At 45.6% G+C, this 23,162-nt stretch carries 20 protein-coding genes and 2 pseudogenes; 8 read left to right on the top strand and 14 right to left on the bottom strand.

The genetic code is table 11. The annotated features are described in order from the left end of the window. Positions 1–89 precede the first annotated feature (89 nt). The 3 genes from QTN95_RS14090 (at position 90) to QTN95_RS14080 (ending at position 4,550) form a co-directional block, all read left to right on the top strand. Positions 90–1,007 (top strand): LysR family transcriptional regulator, encoded by a 918-nt coding sequence (locus tag QTN95_RS14090; RefSeq protein ID WP_331417912.1) that lies wholly within the window; start codon positions 90–92, stop codon positions 1,005–1,007. A 130-nt stretch (positions 1,008–1,137) separates the two neighbouring features. Continuing rightward, positions 1,138–2,490: a molecular chaperone gene (gene yegD, locus QTN95_RS14085; RefSeq protein ID WP_331417911.1), complete on the top strand. Its 1,353-nt coding sequence runs from the start codon at positions 1,138–1,140 to the stop codon at positions 2,488–2,490. A gap of 260 nt (positions 2,491–2,750) precedes the next feature. After that, complete coding sequence (locus QTN95_RS14080) at positions 2,751–4,550, top strand: amidohydrolase (protein ID WP_331417910.1); 1,800 nt, start codon at positions 2,751–2,753, stop codon at positions 4,548–4,550. Positions 4,551–4,617: 67 nt separating this feature from the next. On the opposite strand, the gene QTN95_RS14075 is transcribed toward QTN95_RS14080, so the two are convergent. The 3 genes from QTN95_RS14075 to QTN95_RS14065 all read right to left on the bottom strand — a co-directional run bounded on the left by QTN95_RS14075 (position 4,618) and on the right by QTN95_RS14065 (position 6,157). Further along, positions 4,618–5,133, bottom strand: coding sequence for a lipocalin family protein (locus tag QTN95_RS14075; protein WP_331417909.1), 516 nt, complete (start codon positions 5,131–5,133; stop codon positions 4,618–4,620). A gap of 79 nt (positions 5,134–5,212) precedes the next feature. Then, positions 5,213–5,677: an ASCH domain-containing protein gene (locus QTN95_RS14070; protein WP_331417908.1), complete on the bottom strand. Its 465-nt coding sequence runs from the start codon at positions 5,675–5,677 to the stop codon at positions 5,213–5,215. A 108-nt stretch (positions 5,678–5,785) separates the two neighbouring features. Beyond that, positions 5,786–6,157, bottom strand: a complete 372-nt coding sequence (locus tag QTN95_RS14065) for a RidA family protein (protein ID WP_331417907.1) — start codon at positions 6,155–6,157, stop codon at positions 5,786–5,788. A gap of 268 nt (positions 6,158–6,425) precedes the next feature. On the opposite strand from QTN95_RS14065, the gene QTN95_RS14060 reads away from it, so the two are divergent. Next, positions 6,426–7,208 carry an HAD-IIB family hydrolase gene (locus tag QTN95_RS14060; protein ID WP_331417906.1) on the top strand — a complete coding sequence of 261 codons (783 nt, stop codon included), beginning with the start codon at positions 6,426–6,428 and terminating at the stop codon, positions 7,206–7,208. 22 nt (positions 7,209–7,230) lie between these two features. Here QTN95_RS14060 and QTN95_RS14055 read toward each other — a convergent pair whose 3' ends face one another. Next, positions 7,231–7,425, bottom strand: a complete 195-nt coding sequence (locus tag QTN95_RS14055) for a hypothetical protein (protein WP_138971704.1) — start codon at positions 7,423–7,425, stop codon at positions 7,231–7,233. A 170-nt stretch (positions 7,426–7,595) separates the two neighbouring features. Here QTN95_RS14055 and QTN95_RS14050 point away from each other — a divergent pair. Continuing rightward, positions 7,596–8,189 (top strand): annotated as a pseudogene (locus QTN95_RS14050) (phospholipase D-like domain-containing protein); the annotation flags it as partial. Between the two features lie 62 nt (positions 8,190–8,251). Here QTN95_RS14050 and phnE (QTN95_RS14045) read toward each other — a convergent pair. The 7 genes from phnE (QTN95_RS14045) to QTN95_RS14015 form a co-directional block, all read right to left on the bottom strand. Next, a complete protein-coding gene (gene phnE, locus QTN95_RS14045; protein WP_138971264.1) occupies positions 8,252–9,055 on the bottom strand; it encodes a phosphonate ABC transporter, permease protein PhnE in 804 nt (267 codons plus the stop codon). Next, positions 9,055–9,861, bottom strand: a complete 807-nt coding sequence (phnE, locus tag QTN95_RS14040) for a phosphonate ABC transporter, permease protein PhnE (RefSeq protein WP_331417905.1) — start codon at positions 9,859–9,861, stop codon at positions 9,055–9,057. Before phnE (QTN95_RS14040) ends, phnE (QTN95_RS14045) begins: the two co-directional genes overlap by 1 nt. Beyond that, positions 9,849–10,619, bottom strand: a complete 771-nt coding sequence (phnC, locus tag QTN95_RS14035) for a phosphonate ABC transporter ATP-binding protein (protein ID WP_331417904.1) — start codon at positions 10,617–10,619, stop codon at positions 9,849–9,851. The genes phnE (QTN95_RS14040) and phnC overlap by 13 nt, the downstream gene beginning before the upstream one ends. A 96-nt stretch (positions 10,620–10,715) precedes the next feature. Continuing rightward, entirely contained in the window at positions 10,716–11,756 is a 1,041-nt protein-coding gene (gene phnD, locus QTN95_RS14030; protein ID WP_269375362.1) for a phosphate/phosphite/phosphonate ABC transporter substrate-binding protein, read from the bottom strand. Between the two features lie 238 nt (positions 11,757–11,994). Further along, positions 11,995–13,206 (bottom strand): glycerophosphodiester phosphodiesterase family protein, encoded by a 1,212-nt coding sequence (locus tag QTN95_RS14025; protein ID WP_138971268.1) that lies wholly within the window; start codon positions 13,204–13,206, stop codon positions 11,995–11,997. Positions 13,207–13,421: 215 nt separating this feature from the next. Next, a complete protein-coding gene (locus QTN95_RS14020; protein ID WP_138971269.1) occupies positions 13,422–14,774 on the bottom strand; it encodes a sigma-54-dependent transcriptional regulator in 1,353 nt (450 codons plus the stop codon). After that, positions 14,771–16,717 carry an ATP-binding protein gene (locus QTN95_RS14015; protein WP_443088872.1) on the bottom strand — a complete coding sequence of 649 codons (1,947 nt, stop codon included), beginning with the start codon at positions 16,715–16,717 and terminating at the stop codon, positions 14,771–14,773. Before QTN95_RS14015 ends, QTN95_RS14020 begins: the two co-directional genes overlap by 4 nt. 578 nt (positions 16,718–17,295) lie before the next feature. On the opposite strand from QTN95_RS14015, the pseudogene QTN95_RS21280 reads away from it, so the two are divergent. Further along, positions 17,296–18,252: pseudogene (locus tag QTN95_RS21280) on the top strand (bacteriohemerythrin); the annotation flags it as partial. A gap of 84 nt (positions 18,253–18,336) precedes the next feature. Here QTN95_RS21280 and QTN95_RS14000 read toward each other — a convergent pair. From QTN95_RS14000 to QTN95_RS13990, 3 genes are read right to left on the bottom strand one after another with little or no spacing between them, the layout of a single operon-like run. After that, positions 18,337–19,167, bottom strand: coding sequence for a hypothetical protein (locus QTN95_RS14000; protein WP_331417903.1), 831 nt, complete (start codon positions 19,165–19,167; stop codon positions 18,337–18,339). Continuing rightward, a complete protein-coding gene (locus tag QTN95_RS13995; protein ID WP_331417902.1) occupies positions 19,167–20,036 on the bottom strand; it encodes an ABC transporter ATP-binding protein in 870 nt (289 codons plus the stop codon). Before QTN95_RS13995 ends, QTN95_RS14000 begins: the two co-directional genes overlap by 1 nt. Beyond that, positions 20,033–20,404, bottom strand: coding sequence for a GntR family transcriptional regulator (locus QTN95_RS13990; RefSeq protein ID WP_138971274.1), 372 nt, complete (start codon positions 20,402–20,404; stop codon positions 20,033–20,035). Before QTN95_RS13990 ends, QTN95_RS13995 begins: the two co-directional genes overlap by 4 nt. Before the next feature lie 249 nt (positions 20,405–20,653). Here QTN95_RS13990 and QTN95_RS13985 point away from each other — a divergent pair, with 249 nt between their 5' ends. Together QTN95_RS13985 and QTN95_RS13980 are read left to right on the top strand one after the other, a co-directional pair. Next, entirely contained in the window at positions 20,654–22,645 is a 1,992-nt protein-coding gene (locus tag QTN95_RS13985) for a U32 family peptidase (RefSeq protein WP_331417901.1), read from the top strand. Between the two features lie 78 nt (positions 22,646–22,723). Beyond that, positions 22,724–22,969, top strand: coding sequence for a DUF3297 family protein (locus QTN95_RS13980; RefSeq protein ID WP_006880246.1), 246 nt, complete (start codon positions 22,724–22,726; stop codon positions 22,967–22,969). The last annotated feature ends 193 nt before the right edge of the window (positions 22,970–23,162 follow it).

Below are 23,162 nucleotides of genomic sequence, written 5' to 3'. Positions count from 1 at the left end.
CACCGCCATTGTGATTCAATCTATATTTATGCAGAATACCCAACCTAATCGATTCAGTTTTGCACAAAACGCAAAGGCGAGGTAAGACAGTGTTAGACCTAATCCGAATCTTTAATCAAGTGGTCGAGTCAGGCAGTTTTTCTCAGGCCGGCAGCGTGTTGAACATGGCACCTTCATCGGTGGCGAGAAACATAGACAACCTCGAAGCCCAACTCAAAACCACACTGTTCAGGCGCAGCACGCGACAACTACTGCTTACCGAAGAAGGCCAGTACTTTCACCAACAGGCGCTGCCACTGCTCGACAACGCTAACACTCTGGTTGAAGAGATGAAGAAAACCCATCGTCAACCGGAAGGGCTATTACGCATCTCCGCCTTTGAGAGTTTCGGCAATATCTTCCTAGCCCCTTTGATTCCGAAGTTTTTGCAGCAATACCCAAAAGTCAAAGTCGAGCTTGAACTGGATAATAAGGTCGTCGATCTCAACAGCGAAAATATCGATATAGCCATCCGTATCGGCTCACCTAAAGACAGCCGTTTACGAGCTCGCAAACTGATAACCAATCAAACCCTTCTGGTCGCTTCCCCTGACTACCTCAATAACCATCCCGAGATCACCGCACCCGAAGACCTGGCCGATCACAATTGCTTACTCATCAGCCAGAAACGCCAACGAAGTCACTGGCACTTCCAGCATGGTAAAGTAAACAAACAGGTGATGGTCACAGGCAACCTAAGTTCACGAGGGGGCTCCCCTGTACTGTGGGGCGCACTTCAAGGCACTGGTGTACTACTGCTGTCCGACTGGATGGTCAAACCCTATCTGCAACAAGGCAGACTGGTACACCTATTACCAGAGTGGCATGCTTCATATGGGGAGAACCGAAGTGGAGAGATCTACGCTCTGTATAAGACAACCCAGTACCCGAAACCTCATATTCGTGCCTTTATCGATTTTATCCTCAATAACCTCGATCAGATTTATACCCTGCAAGCATCGACATAGCAGCACTCTCGTGGCTCAGTGTTCAACTCAGCAAAGATGACTTAACCTGAGTTTTAACAAAACCGCCAATAGCATTCACTACACCATTGCGGTAACATTGCCGACCTTTTTTCAATGGTAGGAGGTTCGAATGTTTATTGGCTTTGACTATGGAACAGCAAACTGCTCGGTAGCGAAAATTGAGCAAGGTGAACCAAAGCTACTCAAACTGGAAGGGGACAGCGTTTACATTCCTTCTACCTTATCGGCACCGACTCGTGAGGCAGTTGCAGAATATCTGTTTAAGTTCCGCGATATCAAACCACTTGATGCTATTGGCGAACAAGTGCTTCGCCGTGCAATTAACTTAAACCGCGAAGACGGAGTTGAGTTTGTCGCAGAAGAAGTGGCCTTTGGTCAGGCTGCACTTGATCACTACCTACAAGACCCAAGCGAAAGCTACTATGTAAAATCACCAAAATCTTTCCTTGGCACATCGGGGCTGCGCGATGTACAAGTCAGTTTTTTCGAGGATCTGGTGTGCGCCATGATGGACAACATCAAACGCAATGCAGAGCAAGACGCCGGACAAATCATTACTGACACAGTCATTGGTCGCCCAGTGAACTTCCACGGTCGTGATAGCGAAGCAGCTAACCGTCAGGCCGAAGAGATCCTACGCAAAGCAGCGACTCGTGCAGGTTTTAAGAACATCGAATTTCAGTTTGAACCCGTCGCCGCTGGCCTAGAATATGAAGCATCACTCACTGAAAACAAAACCATATTAGTGGTTGATATTGGTGGTGGTACGACCGACTGTTCCTTGATCGAGATGGGACCAAACTGGCGCGGACAGTCTGACCGTACTCAAAGCCTGCTGGCGCATAGCGGTCAACGTGTAGGCGGAAACGACTTAGATATCGCACTGGCGTTTAAACAGCTGATGACTCCTTTTGGTTTAGGCAGTAAAACGACCTCTGACATCGTGATGCCGACCATTCAGTTCTGGAACCCGATAGCGATCAACAGCGTAGACGCACAGGCGGACTTCTACTCCCGTTCAAACCTAGCGACGTTAAAACAGCTCCATAAAGACGCTCAAGAGCCCGAAAAGCTATTACGCCTGATCGAAGTGTTCAATGAAACCCTAGGTTATCATTTGGTACGTCAGGCGGAGGAAGCCAAAATTGCGCTTTCTGATCATCCTCACTATCGCGCAACAATGCAACTGTTATCAGAACAGTTGGAAGTGGATATCAGTTTTGAGGACATGACCAATGCGATCGAATCACCAAAACAGAAGATGACAGAACTGGTCAAAGAAGCCGTTGAACAAGGTGGCATCACGCCTGATGCTATCTTTATGACTGGCGGTTCCGCTCGCTCTCCTATTTTGCGTAACGCTGTTCAACAAACCCTGCCTAACATTCAGGTTGTCAGTGGCAACTACTTTGGCTCGGTGACCGCTGGGCTCGCGCGCTGGGCAGAAGTCTGCTTTAAATAACAAATCGTCTCAAACGAAAGCTTGAGACGATTTACATTGTAAATCGGAATTATTAAAGTCTTTGAGCTGACTCGTAAATGGACAACATCACCTCTGTTTAGCAAAAGGTTTCAAATTCCTACATAAAATTCATTATTTTTGTCTCGCTTTTTGCACTTGAACGAAATTTTCCAAATTAAAATGCGAAAAACCTATCTGATTAATCTACACTTTTTGTCGATTATCATTTCTTACATCGCAGTTCCTTAGAGGAAAACATCATGAGAATTTCACCTTTAGTGTTAGCACTACTCTCTGTCAGTGGTACGGCAGTAGCGTCTAGTCCAACAAAGCCATTCGCAGATACTATTTATGTTGGCGGCGATATCATTACCGTTAACGACTCCAACCTAACCGCTGAAGCTATCGCGATTAAAAATGGTCGCATCTTAGCGGTTGGTAAAAAATCAGAACTGATGGCGTTGCGAGATGATCATACCAATATTGTTGATTTAGATGGAAAAGCCATGATACCTGGCTTTATCGATGGTCATGGACATGTTTTTAACACTGGGGTTCAAGCGTTGTCTGCCAACTTACTTGCCGCTCCAGACGGCAACGTAAGTGACATATCATCCTTACAAAAAGCACTAAGCTCTTGGGTTGCAAAGCCTGAAAACAGCAAACATGGAATCATTCTAGGCTTTGGCTATGATGACTCACAGCTAAAAGAACAAAGGCATCCTACTCGTCAGGAGTTGGATGTGGTGTCTAAAGAGCTACCGATACTGATTATTCATCAGTCCGGGCACTTAGCAACCTTGAACAGCAAAGCATTGCAACTCGCAGGCCTAACAGCAGAAAGTACCGACCCAGATGGGGGGAAAATTCGCAGAGAGAGCGACGGAAAAACACCTAATGGGGTACTAGAGGAGACCGCTTTCTTTGGCACCTTACTGCCGCTAATGGCCAAACTCAACGCAAAAGAAAATGAAGTAATTTTTAAAGCGGGTATGGAGTTATATGCGAGTTTTGGTTACACCACCGCACAAGAAGGGCGTGCTTCGACGTCTGCCGTGAAAACCATGTATGACTTAGCTCAACAAGGAAAACTCCCGATCGATGTGGCCGCGTATCCTGATATTCAAGTAGCTAAAGAAGCCATTGCTCCACCGTATTACTCAAGCGAATATTCTAATGGATTTCGAGTGGCAGGCGCTAAGCTTAACCTCGATGGTTCTCCTCAGGGCAAAACCGCGTGGCTAACAAAACCCTATCTCATTCCACCAGTTGGTCAAGAGAAAGGCTACAAAGGTTATCCAAGCATGAGTGATGAAAAAGCTGCCGAATTCATTGAGTTGGCGCAACGCAATGGATGGCAGTTGTTAACCCACGTCAACGGTGATGCCGCGATTGACCAGTTACTTAACGGAATTGAAGCAAGTGAAAAAATCCATGGTATCGCAGACCGAGGCTTTGTCGCGATACATGCTCAGACTGCTCGTAAAGATCAGGTTGAGCGATTTAAACAATTGGGCGTATTTCCTTCGTTTTTTCCAATGCATACCTTCTATTGGGGTGATTGGCACATGAACTCTGTTTTGGGCAAAGGACGTGCAGAGAATATCTCCCCTACAGGTTGGGCGCGAGACTTGGGAATGATCTATACCTCGCACCATGATTCGCCTGTAGCTCTGCCTAATTCCATGCGAGTCTATTCCGCAACCGTTAATCGTGTCAGTCGTACTGGTCATGTGTTGGGGCAAAAACAACGTGTCTCGGCACTAGACGGATTGAAATCGCAAACCTTGTGGGCAGCGATTCAATACAAAGAAGAGAAAAATAAAGGATCACTAGAAGTAGGTAAACTCGCTGACCTAGTTATTTTGTCCGAGAATCCACTAACAGCAAAACCTGAAACACTGGCTGATATCAAAGTGTTGGAAACGATAAAAGAAGGTCAAACGGTCTATTCAAGTGCTCAAAACGTTGCTTCGGGTAGTTGTGTAAACACCAAGCGATGTCAGGAAATCGCCACCGCTACGATGATTTCAGCAGGGCTATTGCATCATTCGCATTGATGCGCTCGCTTTGTCACCGACAGATAGGAAGCCACTTGGGCTTCCTATCTTTTAAACACAGTGAGTTTTACTTGTGCTCGACGTAAATAAGCTCTGACACATTGAACCCATTCTGCTGAGCCAATCGCTCAAACTTTGCTTTGACATCAGGGCTGACGTCTGGCTTGCGCGACAATAACCACAGATAATCGGTATTTGGATCTGATACAAATGCGTAGTCGTAATTCTGTTTTTCTAATTCAAACACCACGTATGAGCCATAAAAAGGGCCAAAAAACGAGACTTTCAGATAGCCCTCATTCTCACTGTTGACGAAGTAGGCCTTTCCTTCAGCCTGCTTCCACTCTTTGTTCTCAGCAGAATAGCCACGGTTGATGACCGATACGCCACCGTCAGGGCGCATGACATATTCGGCAGTTACATCGCTTAAACCACGCTCGAACGAATGATCTAAACGAGCTACTTCGTACCATTTGCCTAGGTAACTATCGAGCTTAAAATCGCTAACAGGTTGAACGTTTTGAGGCATACCCAAACAGCCCGCGAGTGACAGTAGAGCGATGCATAGCAATAAGTGCTTCATGGTTTACTCCGTTAAAAAACCAATAAGTGACTGTTGATACGATGATTTTTCATAATAGCTCATTTGCCAACGACAATGATTATTTATAAACAACTTTGAAGCGTTCTAACACCAACATCATCTCTTGGGTCGGTTCAATGCCCAGTTCTGCACACTCTTTACTAAAAAAGTCCCAGTGTGCTTCTCGCCACCATTGAAGAGACTTATCTCCTTCCCCCTCTTCTGCAGCAAACTCAGCGCTGACATCACAATACTTAGCGGTGCTAACTGAACTGATTTCAACGATGCAAACTGGATTTCCATGCCAGTCAGTCACAACTTGAAGATGGCCGACCTGAGGCATCGGCTCGCCTTCGTGACGATACCAATACTCCATGCTGCATGACGCACGTTTCTCACCGCGGAGAATCAGGTCAGCGCACAGGTTAGCGTTGTACTCGTCGTTACAATAGTAATCTGAACTAAATGAGGTGTGCTGTACAGCAAGCTCTGCTGGCAATGATTTTAAATACTGATCCAGATAGGCCTGACTTCTTTCATCCATGATCTTCGATACTCCAATAGAAACAAAACGTTGTATATAAAGAAACGACGTCTTTCACTGACTATTGTGCCTTAAACATCAGAGCTAGTTCAAACCGATTCGTTGTAGTCAGAGCGCAATAACCGCCTCTATCTCAATTTGCAGCTCGGGATGAATCAACTTCGAAACCTCAACAAGAGAGCACGCTGGTAAATAGCCATCATAGAAATCAAATAGCAGCTCCCGAATGCTGGTTAGCTTAGACATATCTCGCACAAAAATCGTCAGTTTGACCAGATCGCTTTTTGAGCGTTTTTCCTGCTCAACAACCTGCGCGATCTGATTAAGCACCTCCTTCGCCTGAGCAGCCATATCCAGAGATTGAGCATCAGTACCATAGGCCGTTAACCCTGATAGATATAGGGTGCCATTGTGCTTTGTTGCATGAACATAAGGCCCTGCGATTTGAGGTAAATTTGGGTAACTAATCCGTTCTACCAATTGCTTCTCCTTATTTGAAATTGGAGGGGCACACGCTTTAACAATTCATTTCTAAACTCTATTCTTGGTGTGTGTCCTGATAACGCTAGTGTGTTTAACTCTAATACATGCTCAACTCGATGCATAGCCATATTGTTGATAGTCAATAAGCTAAACGAGGATTATTACTGCGTGGCCAAACTTTTCCCCACAGCCCCGTCTACCTCACTGATTTCGCTGTTGAGAATCGATACACTGGGGCGATTGCTCAACTAAAATAAGAACTTTAATGGATAACGCTCTTTCAACGGAATGGAAGTCAGTCGAATGGGTACTGACAGACGTCGACGACACGCTTACCTGGCAAGGCAAACTGCCACCTGAGACGCTCATTGCACTCCAGTCTCTTCAACAAAAGGGAATCAAGGTCGTGGCAGTGACTGGCGCCTGCGCTGGATGGTGTGACCATATCGCACAACTTTGGCCTGTCGATGCTGTCTTGGGGGAAAACGGTGCATTTACGTTGGCAAAAAGCAGAAAAGGGGTTTCTCTGTCCAGTTCAGTACCGCTTGGCACCATGCGACAACGACAAGCAGAACTTAAAGCTCAGGTGGAACAGATCCTTGTTGACTACCCCGACGTAAACCTTACGCTGGATCAAGCCTACCGTTTATGCGAAGTGGCCATCGATATCGGTCAGAATAGGCAACCGCTAGACAGTCGGATTGTAGAAGAGATCGTCGCCAAAATTCATCGTTTAGGCGCTCACGCGACAGCCAGTTCAATCCACATCAACGCTTGGTATGGTGAGCATTCAAAGCGCAATACTGCGTTTCACTTCTTAAAGAAACACGGGCTATCTGAACTGGATATTTTAAATACATGTTGCTACGTCGGCGATTCACTCAACGATCAGCAGATGTTTGAAACGCTCCCACTCACGGTCGGGGTAAAGAATATAGAACATTATTGGGATAAGCTAAGCCATAAACCTTCAAGGGTAATGACGAAACCTGGTGGCTTTGGATTTGCCGAATTTGCTCAACAGTTGCTTGAACTAAAAGTACGGTAGCACCTCTGGCCTCCAGATCTAGTTAGTGTTTCTCGTCCGAAATAGTCAGTCGTTGGTCTTTTAGATTGGTATACAGGTGCGCCTGATTTCGTTCGATAAGAACCATAGCAAGTAACGGGTTAAGCGCGCGAACTTCCCCTTTCACATACGGTACCGGAATATCCCAAGCGTTGTTCTGGTACATCCCTTCTTCATCGAATTGAACAAGAAACTTCATGTTTACCTCCACTACTCACGCGAGCACTTCATTAATATTAGTTCTTAATTGATTACTTTGTTAATAATAAAGTGTGAACCACTCACGTCGCTGATGCTGGTGCTTGGCTATACTTTTAGTATCAAATCAGAGTAAGGAGTATCACACCATGGACTTCACAGAGAAACTCCGCTTACGAGGCAAAGCAGAAGATCGTTCTCGAATCCGCATACCTGATCTTTGACGACCAACAGCTAGAAGCAATGCAAGTACTGACTCGTGGTGGTGTCGAGATTAAAGCCTTAACCAATTCTATGGCGTCTAATGATCTGATCACTAACCATTCTGGTTACGCTGGTCGACGCGAAGATATGCTCGAACACGGCATTAAACTGTATGAATTGAAGCCCAACGCTGAGGTGTGTGAGATTTCAACCAAAGATGCTAACAAGTGTGCGCCTGCCATCGGTTATGGCCTTCACTCAAAATCTGCGGTGTTTGACGATCGTGTTGCCACGGTTGGTTCGTTTAACTTTAACCTTAGATCGACTTACCTAAATACTGAGTCACTGCTGGTGATAAAAGACCTTGATGTCGCACAGCGTCTTGCTGACAACATTTTGCAGGCGATGGATCAGAAGAATAGCTGGAGATTAGAATTACAAAACGGTGACGTGATGTGGTCTTCCGGTTCTCAAATCTATGATCATGAGCCAGAGACAGGGCGATGGCAGCGATTTGAGTCTTACTTTCTCCAACTACTGCCCATAGAGAAGTATTTGTAGCTTAAAAGAAAAGGCAGGTATTCCCTGCCTTTTGAATACAACACCTAGCCATTTGATGTTGTTTAAATCAGTTTCTTACGTACGTGGACAACTAGCGCTTCAGCCAGTACAACGACCGCAAAAATGCTCACTAGAATCATCGATACTTTCTGCCATTCAAACAGATTCTGCGCATCATTTAGCACCACGCCAATACCACCTGCACCTACCAATCCTAGAACCGCCGATTCACGGACGTTGATATCCCAACGAAACAGTACGATTGAGAAGAATGCTGGCATAACCTGAGGCCAATAACCTTTGAACAAGATGCTTCCCCATGACGCACCGGTTGCTTTCAGCGCTTCAATGGTGCCCATGTTGACTTCTGCGATCGCTTCCGCCAACAGTTTACCAACAAAGCCTACGCTACGAACCGCAATCGCCATGATTCCCGCCAGCACACCTGGACCAAACAGGGCAATAAACAGCAATGCCCAAACCAATGAGTTCACCGAGCGAGATGAAACCAAGAAGAACTGAGCAATCCAGTTAAGCGTCTTATTTGGGGTGATATTTGGCGCATTAAGCAAGGCTAATGGAATCGCCAGAACTAACGTAAATAGCGTCCCTAACGTGGCGATATGCAGCGTTTCAACCATCGCATCATGAATCGTTTCAGGATAGAAGCCGTAGTCCATCGGAACCATACGACTAAACATATCGGCAAACTGAGCAGGCGCGTCGTACAAGAATTCTGGTATCACTTCAACCGTCTGCCATGACCATACGATTGCAGAAACAAAGCAGAGGTAAGCAGCAAATCTTGCGATACGCTCACTAAAGGTGAAACGTTGCCATTCTCTATCAATAGAAGCGGTCGTCATTAGAAGATTCTCCTTACAACATTAGATAAGAACTCACCGACAAGGATTAGCGCGATAATAGTGATAAGAATCGCAGCAACAAAGTCATAATCAAAACGCTGGAATGCAGAGAAAAGCGTGCCACCTAAGCCACCAGCGCCAACAATACCGACCATGGTCGAGTTACGTAGGTTTGAGTCCAACTGATAGCTGGCAAAACCGATAAATCGAGTGAATACCTGTGGCATAACCGCGAACAGAATGACACTCATAAAGCTTGCGCCTGTCGCTCGAATCGCTTCAACTTGCTTAAACGAGATCTCCTCAATCGCCTCAGCAAACAGCTTGGCAATAAAACCAATCGAAGCAAAAACCAGAGTTAAAATACCCGCCAGTGCACCAAAACCGACGGCCTTAACAAACAAGATGGCGATGATGACCGGGTGGAAAGAGCGGCACAGAGCAATAAAGCCGCGAACTGGTGTTGAGACAATATTTGGCATCATGTTTCGCGCCGCAAGCAGACCAAGAAACAATGAGATCACGATGCCGAAAAAGCTCGAAATAATCGCGATTTGTAAACTCTCAGCCAAACCACTCAAGAGCAGATTTGAGCGTGAGAAATCAGGCGGAAACATGCGACTAAGTAAACGCTCACTTTCCCCTAAGCCGACCATAAATCGTTCCCAAGTTAAATTGAGCGTCGAGATACTATAAAAAAGATAGCCAATCACAGCTACGACACCCAAGCGGCTCGCCCACGATGCCTTAAACGGATTTTCAATCGCCTCTACCGCTGTTTTGGTCGATGAGCTTAATCCAGCCATGACTCACCTCCATAGATAATTTTTAGGTCATCTTCGCTGATGCCTTCAGGGCGGCCGTCATAATGCACTTTACCATTGCACATACCGATAATACGTTTCGCAAAACGTTTAGCGAGGTTAACGTCATGAATATTGACCAATACAGGGATCTGCTTCTCCTGTGCGAAGGTTTCCATTAGTTCCATGATTTCTACCGCGGTTTTAGGGTCAAGCGAGGAGGTCGGCTCATCCGCAAGCAATATGTACGGGTCTTGCATCACGGCACGGGCGATACCAACACGTTGACGCTGACCACCAGACAAGCTATCTGCACGCTGATTGGCGAAATCTTGCAAGCCAACAAACTCTAATAATTCGAAGGCTTTTTTGAGATCTTCTTTCGAGTAGTTACGACGCCATGCGTTCCAAGAAGACATGTAACCAAGACGACCACACAAGACGTTCTCAATCACAGTCAAACGCTCAACTAGGTTGTACTCCTGAAAAACCATACCGATATGACGACGCTGCTTACGTAGTGCCTGCCCACTCAGTTTTGTCAGATCCTCGCCTTCAAACAGAATCTCTCCACTGGTTGGTTCGTTAAGGCGGTTAATACAACGAAGCAAGGTACTCTTACCTGTACCTGACGGGCCGATGATGGCAATGATACCCGGTTGGTCGATATTGATGTCGATACCTTTAAGGATTGGCTTGCCTGCCACGTATTGATGAAAAAGGTTATTGATCTTTATTCCGTCATAGCTCGCTACGGCCATACTACTATTCCTTGTTTTCTTATGGGTGTACGGTGCCCTGTGCCCTACACACGAGGACACCGTACATTTTTTTAGAATGATGGGTTTGTTAAAGGATTATTGCGTCTTAGCTTGCTTTGCTAACTCTTCCGCTTTCTTCTTAGCGCGCTTAGCTGCATCTTTTTCAGCCAGTTTTTTCAGACCGGCTTTGGTGTAAGCGGTACCTGTCGCATGGGCAATATCACGGATAACTGACCAATCTTCTTGGTAAGTAATTGGTGAGAAACGGTCAGCGCCTTTAAACGCATCGCTCATCTCTTTGGTAAAGCGGTAGCTGAAGAAGGCTTCGTTGATCTTCTCTACAAGCTCTGGTTTCAGGTTGTATGCGTAGCCAAATGCAGAAGTTGGGAAACGTGGGCTACGGTAGATAATTTTTAGCTCAGAGGCATCAACACGGCCAGCTGCAACCATGCGGTCATACACATCTGAAGCAACTGGGGCAGCATCGTAGTCACCGTTGTAAACACCTAGGATAGATTGGTCATGCTTACCAGAGTAAAGCACTTTGTAATCTTGATCCGGTACGAGGCCTTGAGCTGGGAATAGAGCGCGCGGAGCAAGGTTACCAGAGTTGGAAGACGCTGACGTATGCGCGACTTTCTTACCTTTCAGATCCGCCATTTCATTGATGCCACTGTCTTTACGGACGATGGTAATTAGGTTGTAACCTTGGAAACCTGACTCATCACCTTTAACAGCGATCGGTACGTAACCCGCAAGGTTAACAGCGTAGCCCGTTGGACCCGTTGAGAAACCAGCAACATGAAGACGGCCTGAACGCATCGCCTCAACCTGAGCTGAGTTAGAGTGAACGGTGTAATAGATGACTTTTTTACCGGTAATTTTGCTTAGGTGCGCCTGAAAATCTGCAAATGCATCCTTGTACAGAGCAGGGTCCTCAACGGGAGTGTAGGTAAATACGAGTGTACTTGGATCAATCCACTCACTCGCATCTTTGGGCGCGTCAGCCACTAAGTCTTTATTTTCATCACAGTATCTATCATCCAGTACCCCACGATAAGTACACTCACTTGCCATCGCCATTGATGGCAGCAGCAAAGAACCAGCGATTAACAATCCTTTTACACTGTTTTTCATATTAGAACCTTACATTCACGTTATTGTTGATGTTCACCTCTCCTATAGCAGGGGTTGTGCCAACTATTTTAATTTTAAATATCAATGGCTTAACAGAGCATCAATTTAACCATTTTTAGTTTGGGTCATTTGTGTCCAATTAATTTTAAGATGTTTGGGTCATTTCTGTCCTAGCCAAATCGAAACAAAAAAAAGGGTCATTTGACCCTTTTTTTTAACGGTAGATAGCAACGAAAACTTAGATATCCATACAGTTCGCGTAATAGGTCACCGTCGATGGCCAATCACTAAATACACCAAGCACACCGACGTCCTTCGCTAAGACATCGAGTACTTTCATCATATCACCATCACGCTTGATCTGGTCTGTGACGGATTGATAGTACCAGCCACCGCCTTGCGCCAATGGACCTGAACGCTCTAGTGTCCAAGCAATGATATCGAGATCCGCTTGCTTCGCTAGCTTGGCATAGTCAGACTGGACAATATTGTTATTCTCATCAAGTTGAATCAAGGCATACAAAGGCGGAGCAATAATTTGAACACCTTGATCAGAGAGCTCCTTCATGTTTTCCAACGAAGCAGCAAAACCCTCTTTTTCGTACATACGGTCATCAAGGTAGACAGCTTGCTTACCAAACTTAGCCTCATTTTTGATCCAGTATTTAACATCATCAAGATTGAATGACTGAACATAAGCTTCATCAGGAGAGAAGCCCGCTTGTTTAAGCTCATCGATCAACTTCTGAGCATACATTTCCTGACTAAAGCCTTGGAAAGGCATCTTCACGGCAGCTGACTTCAATTCAGGAGTCACCTTAACACCATATTTTTTAAACAGTGCAGCACTCTCGGCGTGGGTCATCAAAGTCCCTGTTTGCGAATAGAGGTCTGTACGCCAGCCTGGAGTCCCGTTCATGTACTCTTCAACCGTTGTCGCTTTTGGATTCGCCCCATCCATTTTGCCTTTAAGAGTCTTAAATTCCGCTAACGTGAAATCTGACGTACGACATTCTACCTGTGCATCTTCACCTGTGGCTGGATTAGCAGGTTTAAATGGTACCGTACACTTCTTAGCAAGTTCAGGATGAGCAAGTACATCGGTTGTAGTATGCAAATCACTTTGCGAGTGACGACAGACCAACTGTTTATCTTTGGTAAAGGTCACATCACACTCTAACACCCCAGCACCCATTGCGATCGCAGCCAAGTAAGACTCTTTGGTGTGCTCTGGAAACTGCATTGCTGCTCCACGGTGGCCGATAGAGAAGTCGCTACGATAAAATGGGCCGGCCTGACAGCTTTCCAACTTAGTTTTCAGAGGTCCCTCTTCCATATCACTGACGAGGTATAGCGGGCGTGGCCCAACCTGCGCTGGCTCGTTTGCAGCCATCGCCATTGAGCTAACACCTAGCAATAGGGCGATACTACTGGTTAAGATTTGCTTCATCTGTTGATTCTCCTTGCAGCAAATAGTTGTTTGTTATTTATGCTGTTCCGGACTGGGAAAAGTCTCCGTCGTAACATACAACTGACTCCCTGACTTCTAACCAGAACGACCATCCATTTTGCACGCAGCGTGCCAAAAACTTTTCGCTTGCAATTCAATCAGATAAGTATAACGTTTTTATTAAGCTTCTATGATGGGTCAATTATGTCTTGTCCCTAAATCTGGCGACTTGCTTTAAAACTCTCTTTGTCCAGTTGGTGTTTTTTCATCTTACGATAAAGGGTTTTTCTTGGCAGATTTAAGCGTAATGACACCTCGTTGATGTTGCCCGCCATTTCAATCAACGCTTCGGTGAGAACGTTACGCTCGTACTGTTCCATCTGCTGCTCAAACGCAAAGCCATCACTACTCAAGGTTGAAGGCGCTTGAAGATCAAAACCTTCGCCAACGATCCCAAGCACAAAACGGTCAGCCACATTTCTTAACTCTCGCACATTGCCTGGCCAATCATGTCGACACAGTTGTTGGATTTGTTCGGCGTAAAGTGTCGATGCGCGAGTCTTATATTTTTGACTGGCCTGAACGACAAAATGACGAAACAAGGACTGAATATCTTCCTTACGCTGACGAAGAGGTGGGAGATTCAGACTGGCAATATTGAGTCGATAAAACAGATCCGCTCTAAACTCACCACGCTGACTCAGCTCCGCCAAATCCGCCTTGCTTGCCGCCACAATCGTGATATCGACCGGAATCAATGTATTGCCGCCAACCCGCTCAATCACCCGCTCCTGAATGACACGCAATAACTTAATTTGCACTGAGATTGGCATGCTTTCAATTTCATCTAAAAACAGTGTGCCACCATGCGCCTGCTCGATTTTACCAATCCGCTTTTTGTTGGCACTGGTAAACGAGCCCGCCTCATGACCAAATAGTTCGCTCTCTATGATGCTTTCGGTCATGCCGCCACAGTTAATTGCAACAAAGGGCTTTTCTCGTCGTGCTGAATAGCGGTGAAGCGCTCGTGCAATAACCTCTTTCCCCGTGCCAGTTTCACCGTTGATAATGGTATCGACACCCGTACGCGCCAATGCGAGAACTTGCGTCCTAATCATCTCCATCTGGCTAGAAACACCAATAATCACGTTTTCAATCGGTTGCTCCGCCGTGGTGTTTTGAGCTATGGGAGCATTGTGAATATGTGTGGCGGCAAGGTTGAGCTTTTCAATCAGTTCATCACTTTGGAGTGGTTTTTCAATAAAATCGAACGCGCCGAGTTTGATTGCTTCGATGGCCATCGGAATATCCCCATGACCACTCATTAGGATGACTTCGCAATGTGGCGAGCGACTCTGAATCGCTTCTAACATCGATAATCCATCTAACTGAGGCATTCGAACATCGCACAGAACCACCTGTCGACTATCAGGCGAGAGTGATTTCAGACCACTTTTAGGGTCGGTAAATCCAGTGACGGTGAAACCTTCAAGTTCGAGCATTTCGCCCACGGCTTCTACAACATCCAACTCGTCATCAATCAGGGTGATACGCTTATCCATCGTCATGCTTTTTCGCCTTGTTTAAGATGTACTACAAACTCACTGCCAAACTCAGGCTGAGAGTGCACCCGTATCGAACCACCAAAATCCTTGATGATATTAAAGGCGATAGACAGACCTAAACCTAGGCCCTTGCCAACCTCTTTACGGGTATAAAATGGGTCAAAAATATGCGGAATATCGTCTTCGATAATGCCTTTACCATTGTCTTTGACCGCTATGGTCACGTTATTATCAACGCGTGCCACCGATACTAAGATCAGTGGCTCTGATTTATTTTCTACCGCATCAATGGCGTTACTGATCAGGTTGACCAACACCTGCTCTAAGCGAATCGGATTCGCCCGTACGATCTCATCAGAAGCAAGGTCACAATCGAGCACTATCGGTACCTGACGGTTGGTAAACAGTTCAATCGCATCATTGACAACCGGTATGACTTCAACCGATGAGATTTTTCCATCACTTTTGCGAGAGAAAGCTTTGAGGTGATGCGTCAACGCCGCCACTTTACCGAGGAGCTGTTCGATTTTTTGCAGGTTGTGGGTCGCTTTATCACTTCTCTGCTGCTCTAACCATTTCTGAGCGCTGCGAGTATGGCTGCTTATGGCCGTCAGTGGTTGATTGATCTCATGAGTAATCCCCACGCTTAACTGGCCTAATGCGGCGAGTTTTCCTGCCTGAATCAGTTCATCTTGAGTCACTCGCAGTTTCTCTTCCGCCACGCGGCGCTCTTCCACTTCTGCTTCGAGCTTTTGATTGGTTTTCTTCACCACTTTAGCTGTAGCCTGAAACACCTGAAGGGACTTCGCCATTTGGGTAATTTCATCATGACCTTTTAGCTCAATCTTTGTATCCAAATGGCCGGTTGAAATAGCGAACATGTCATCACGCAAATTGAGCAAACGTTCCAAAATATTCTTACGAACGTAGAACCAAGAAATACCCGCAGCAGCGATTAGGCTAAACAGTGACAAAGCCAGAGAGAAGGTACGGTTAGAGGCCAGCGAGCGTTGAACATGAGCGATAGAGGAATCAATCTCTAAATTCACATTTGCGGTATTTCGTTCTATCTGAACCGATAGCTGATGAAGATACTTACGACTGTTTTCCAGTAAAAATTCTTGCTGATAATGATGTTCTAGCGCCTGATTCTTTAGCTGAACCAGACGACTTGAACGAGACGCGAGAGTATAGATAACCGATAGTTTTTCATCCAGCGCAGGTAAAGAACTCGCTAAGCCACTTGCCAACCACAGACTAAACCAATCTTGACCCAACTGCTCGAGCCGATAAGTGGTGTAATCCAACTCATTAAAGCTGCCATCGTTATAAAGTTTTTCTACCAAACCCAACTGATAAAACAACAATGCTTTCAGCTGACTGTATTGAAGACGGGATTTTTGCTCTTGAGGAAGACTATCGAGTTCTTCACTCACCTGCTGAAGCAAGGGATAAAAACCTTCGAGCAAATGGCGCAACTCTTTATTGAGTTCACGAGACTCTTCACCACTTTGATACAGTAGGCTAAGGCTGTTGCTCACTTGCATGATGAGATCTTTAAAGTAAGCGTAGTACTCAGGAAAATGTGCCAGTACCCGCCCCATTTCATTGATGCTCTCTTCGACACGTTGCATCGCTTTGCGTCGTTCAAGATTTGAGTCCGCTACCACCAGTTGCGAAGAATCGGTGATCACAAGTCTCACCATATCATTCAACCGAGCCGCTTGCTCCAAAGCTGGTATCTCTTTCTCTTTTAGGTCAACCAACGCTAACTCAAGCCTGTCATAGGTGGTCGAACTGAACAGCGCCAGCAATAGAGTCGTCATCGATAGCATGGCTAACGCGAGGCCAAGCCGCACTTCGATACCGCGCCACTTGAAACTGCCACGACGTGATCGCGGTGTGTCCAATTCGACAACAGAGACGTCAAGATCTCGATCAACCATCTGATTCACTGAGCTATTCCCACTTCATAAGTTTAGAGCCAGCGTTAGAGTCCGCCGCTCAAATTAACAATCCATATAAAACATCACTACATTTTATTAATAAAGTAATGATTACCAGATTTGTGGAATAGGCAGTGAGAAATTCTATCAATCAGGTTTTTCCTAATTGGAAAACGCTTTTTTCTGCGCGTTTCGACACAGTCCCCCCTCTACAGGGGTGCAATCCAGAGCGATAACCACTCGGCCACTCTTTCGATTTAAGCCACCTTTACCTTCTAACTACTCTTGCTTAGTGACACTAAAATAATTTGCATATTTAGTATGGGGAATCCCAATCTTTCGCCTAAATTTAATGGAGTGATCAACGGTAATCTATAAGAGGCGAAGGTATGTTTAAATCGCTAGCATCCAAATTGAGCCAATTAACCCCAGTACAATGGTCTATCACAATGACCCTTTTGATTCTTCCGCTGGCTGGATATCTGTTCTTTCTCCAGCAGTGGGGTTGGTTACTGCTAGTGGTGCTTTACCATGTCATTGTTTTAAACATTATCCGTTCAATGGGTGGCATGTTGCAGCAAATCAGTCAGGTAATGGAAACCATCAGTAGCATCGCTGAACAAACGAATCTACTCGCCTTAAATGCCGCAATAGAAAGTGCCCGTGCAGGTGAACAGGGCCGTGGCTTTGCCGTGGTTGCCGATGAAGTGCGTTCTTTAGCAATGAGAACCCAACAAGCGACCGAAGAAATAAGACAAAAAATCAACAACTTGCAAGCCAAAACTGACGATGTTTTGCAGACCATGAAGGAAAACAAATCCAGCATGGAACGCTCACTGGCTATCGCATCTGCGGCAGAACACACGTTTAAAGAACTCAACCTACAAATCGATGATGTACGTGAATATGGACAACATATCGCGCACTCTTCCGATGAACAGACGAAAAAAACTCAAGATCTTGAGCAGTGCTTGCAACTTATCGCCAACGAGTCAGACAACAATGTCCGAGCGACACAAGAAACCTTACTCGCCAGCATTACCGTAAGAAACCTATCTGGTGAGATTGACTCCCTGCTACACCGTTTTGCGACTGACCAACGACAGATAGACGCAGAGGAAGCTAAGCGAGATAAGTTGATGGAATGGAGCAGTCAGCTGGACATTGGTCTCGAAGAGATCAACCGCCAGCATCAAGCCTTACTGCATTTGATTAATGAACTATACCACTTACTAAAACATAACTACGGGTTAAGTTCTATCAAACGAGTCGTACAAGGTCTGATTGATTACACGGCCAATCATTTTAAATACGAAGAGGTACTGTTTGATCAAATCGACTACTCACAAACCAAAGAACACATCGAAAAGCACAACCAACTGGTTGCGCAAGTGCTCGATTTCCAAAAGCGAGTCGAGCGTGGGGATGACATTGGTGATGAACTGATGAGCTTCTTAAAGAACTGGCTCAGCCAGCACATTATGCATGAAGATAAAGCCTACGTGGACAGCTTTAAAAAGAACAATTTCAACTGACTCGCCCACGGCTCATATGTGCAATAGCCTGTTTCAACAAATAAAAAGGTAGCCTTTCAGCTACCTTTTTACTTTCAATCCCTATTAATCGATGGTTCGACTGAGCCTCAAACTCGCCAGCAATCCTAACACGCCTAGGCTAAAGAACACCGCTAAGTTCAGTGTGCCAGCGTTAGCAAATGCGATCATAGGGTTAGATTCAACCAACACATCTAGCGGCAAGTTTGTGATGGCATCAATAAATTGGCTGACAAGATCCGTGGCAAACAAGTTGCTCGCCAACAGCTTAATCACATACAGAGCGATTAGCATAATCAACAGCGGTGAATTGACCTTTTGCGAAATTGCCATCGCTATGGTGGCAAAAGGCAACAGCGCTAAGCCAACTAGCCACATACGGCCAATAAACTCTAGCCAATGACTTCCAACGTAAAACAACGATTCACCAGTAAAGAACAGAGGGAATTGCTCAGACATCACTAGGTTGATAATCCACATCAAAAAGTCCGCTGCAATAACCAACATTGAGCAAATGACAGGAACCACCAGCAGACCGAACGCCAACTTCACTGCGTGCATGTTTAAATCGGTGACCGGCATACTGCGCCAGAACATCACACTGCCCTCCTGACGCTCCTTACGCAGCGTTTTAGGAAAATAGAGACAGGTAAGCAGTATTGAGAGCAATCCACTAACAACCAAAACTAAGTGACTGAGCTGTTTCCCAAGTTCGAAACCCGACTCAAAACCATCATTCTGATAGGTCAATTCATAGGTAACATTGCTCTGGATAGTTGAGTTCATCAATAAACTCAACAACAGCACCACGCCACAGATCAGAAAAGCAACAGGGATACGGGTAATGACCTTATGCTCCAACCACTCTTTTTCTAGCATATAAACATTCGCATTCATTACACCGCCTCCTTCTGCAACGCTAAAAACAGATCGGCCAGTTTTACATTGTAAATCCGGTCAACATCTTGCAAGCACTCAGCTTGCTCTGAACGCAGTAGCCAACGTGTAGAGCCTAAACCTCGTTCGCTTGAAAGCGGATTCAACGACTCGATTTGTTCATTCTGATCGTGATTCGTTTCAACAACTACGAATCCTTGGGCAACTTCTTCCATCGACGCCTGCAACACCACTTCGCCACGCTTTAGAATCAACACATCTGTAAGAAGGTGTTCAATTTCAGACACTTCATGACTGGCAATAATCAGCGCGCGCTCGCCATCATGGAACCACTCTAGCAAGTGGCGGTAAAAAGTATCGCGATAAACAAGATCCAAACCGAGAGTTGGTTCATCCAAAATCAACACTTTGGTGTCCGTCGAAATGACGATCGCCAGATGCAACTGGACTTTCATCCCTTTCGACAACGCTTTGATTTTGCTATTTGGTCTAATATCCGTCTTGGCGATCACTTGCTGAGCTTTGGCTAAATCAAAACTCGGATGAACACCGGCGGTATAACGAAGCAGTTGTTCCACCGTCATCCACTCAGGCAACACATTAACATCTGATATGTAGGATAAATGCTGCATCACATTGGCACGCTGCGCCACCGGTTCAAATCCAAGAATCTCGATATCACCACGATATTGATGTGCACCAAGTAAACTTTTGATCAAAGTGGACTTGCCGGCACCATTATGACCAAGCAGGCCTAAGACCTGACCAGGTTTCAACTCAAAGCTAATATTATTTATGGCTTCGTTTTGTCCTTTCACACGACCTGAGTATTCTTTGCTTACCTGTCGAGCACTAATTAATACACTCATTGTTTACCCTCAACGTGCACCGTTAACCGTTCAATAAATTCATTCAGTGGAATATCTAGCTGTGTTAGTTTTGCTGCGATTGAAGGAATTTGTTGTTCAATAAAATCATGTTTCTGAACTGCTTTTAGACGTGCTATTGCACCCACCGCAACAAACATCCCTTGACCACGCTTTTTCTCAACTAGGCCTTCATCCACGAGTAATTGATAGCCTTTCATCACGGTTATGTGGTTGATCTTAAGATCACTCGCCACAGCCCGCACTGATGGCAAAGCCTGACCTTCCAACCAAACTCCCTGCAAAATCTGCTCGGTAATTCGATCGGATAGCTGACGAAAGATAGGCTGTGTTTCGTTCCACTCAGTCATGAATTCTGCCTTATCATTTACGCTTTAGTGATATACATAGGTATAACACTAAAGCAATTCTAATAAATTGCAACAGAAAAGAGGTCTCACTCACGCAACTCGGTCTCTATAGATTCATTCATCCTCAAAACTCGCGAAAGCCACCATTTGTTTTTGACCCAGATTAATAAAAGGTTAACTAGTACCGCAGCAAGAGTCTGAAACCCGTAGAATGCGTGCTCATTTTCGATTTTATCTAAGAGGCGAGTAGTGATACGCGATCAATTTGAGTTGTTGGCCCCAGGGGGAGATATTGACTCTATTAAAGCTGCGATTGCCGCTGGAGCGGATGCGATATACTGTGGGCTTGATCGATTCAACGCTCGCAACCGAGCGACCAATCTAACATTGGCCAACTTAAACGGAGTGCTTCGCCTCGCACATCAGCACAACTGCAAAATCTTCCTGACGCTCAACGTGTTGATTCTTGAGAGCGAAATTCCAGCAATCGTGCGCTTACTCAGCCAACTCAACACCACCAGCATTGATGGCGTCATTGTTCAGGATCTTGGCCTTGGCTACATCTTAAAACATCATTTTCCTGATCTGGATGTTCATGCCTCGACCCAATTGAATACCCATAACGAAGGACAGATCCTATTTCTCAACCAACTAACGGCAAGTCGCGTCAATCTTTCACGCGAACTCAATATCAATGAGATCAGTCACTTGGCTCAGTTTGGTCGTCAGCATAATGTGATGATGGAAGTGTTTGTCCACGGTTCCTATTGCATCGGGTTTTCTGGTATTTGCTACATCAGTTCTGCACGTAACGGAGCATCGGGTAACCGTGGCCGCTGTAGCCAGCCATGCCGAGAACAATATCAGCCAACTAACACAGGGCATCACTACCCGCTCAACATGAAAGACAACTCGGCCTTTGGCGATCTTGAAGCCTTAGCAGCAGCCGGTGTGTATTCGCTTAAAGTCGAAGGACGGATCAAAAAATCCCATTATGTCTATACGGTCGTCGACAACTGGCGTCAGCAAATCGATCGCCTGTGTGATGGTGTGGAGCTTTCAAGTGACACGAGAGAACTTTACACCGTGTTCAACCGAGACTTTTCCAATGCTTTCTTGCAAGGAGATTTCGGTAAATCGATGTATATCGATAATCCACGCGATCACGCTGTAAAACATTTCTCTAAAATTTATCAATGTAAGACCGTAGAAGAAGTCCAGCAGGTTAAGAAAACACTGTACGATGATAAAACAGCCATCATAGAAAAAGTCGCAGCCGCCACTGAGAACTTCAACCTCGAACAAACTGACAATACTGGCAGTAGCCTAAAAGGAGCGGTAGATGTTCCCGTCTTACCACCCTTGGTTCAGGCTAAAGCACTGGCAGCATCGCCAAGGCTATCTGTTCTCATCTCTTCGAACGAAGAAGTCGCACTGTGTGACAACCCAGATATTGACGTGTACTACCAAATGCCGATGGGACTAGCCGATGAACTGGAGGCTATGGTGGCCCTTTTTCAAGCAAATCCGAACCTCAAACCTTGGTTTCCAGCGATTTTAATCGGTGATGATTACCAAGCAGCAGGAGCATTTTTGCAAGCCATCAAGCCGCAACTGTTGATCACCAATAACTCCGGCGTCGGTATGCTTGCCAAAACCCTAGAATTGCCTTGGGTTGCAGGGCCACAGATGAACACCGTCAACTCCTACTCATTCAAGTGCTTGCAACAAGAGTTCGCGGCCTGCGGGGCGTTTATCTCTAATGAGTTAAATATGAAGCAGATGCGTCATATCAAACGACCTCACAACATGCGCAGCTATTACAGCATTTACCACCCAAACACTCTGCTGACCAGCCGCCAGTGTCTATTCCAGCAGACGGAAGGATGCCGCAAGATTAAGGTCAACAAAGGTTGCCTCAAGCGCTGTGAAAAACGCACATCCATCATCAACCTCAAAGACAACCCTTATGTGGTACAGAAGCACAGAGGTAGCCACAATTCGATTTACAGCGAGCACAATGTACTCAATCTTCAGGTTCTGGCAGACTTACCACATCTTTTCACAGATGTACTGATCGATCTTCGAGATATTGAGACTGAAACTAGGGTTAGAGTCAGCAAAGAAAACCTGATTGATGCGTTCTTGGCGAACCTCTCTCAGCCAAGTGAAGAACTGACGGCTCAGCTGGATAGAATGGTTTTCCCAACAGCGAATACACAATACTGCAAGGGCATCTAACCGTCAGGACAGGCTTGAATCCAAATCAAGCACTGACTACAATAACGCACTTTTTTTACGGACTTCAAGGTCGCAAACATGACAGATACAGCTAAACCAGCTCTACCAGATCGCCTATCAGGTAACCCACGCAGCCCTTTCTTTGTCAAAGAGTGCTTCGATCACCAAATCGGTATTCGTTTCAAAGGTAAAGAGCGCACTGACGTTGAAGAGTACTGCGTTAGCGAAGGTTGGATTAAAGTCGCTTCGCCAAAAGCAAAGGACCGTTACGGTAACCCTATGCTTATCCAACTTAAAGGCGAAGTAGAAGCGTACTACGTATAAGCTGAACCAAGATTTACACTATAAAGCTCGAGTCCGACTCGAGCTTTTTTATTTTCAGCCCTAAACCACCTACTTCAGTAGGTGGTTATCATCCGTTTCGGCTTTGCCTGTAAAACTACTCATGCTAAATGCGTCTTTGATTTTTCCAGAAGTCAAAGAGGACAAATAACATGAGTAGATACAATCAAGCTTC

This window comes from Vibrio sp. M260112, assembly GCF_036533775.1.
In the GTDB taxonomy this organism is placed as follows: domain Bacteria; phylum Pseudomonadota; class Gammaproteobacteria; order Enterobacterales; family Vibrionaceae; genus Vibrio.
This window is presented reverse-complemented; position numbering and strand designations above follow the sequence as displayed.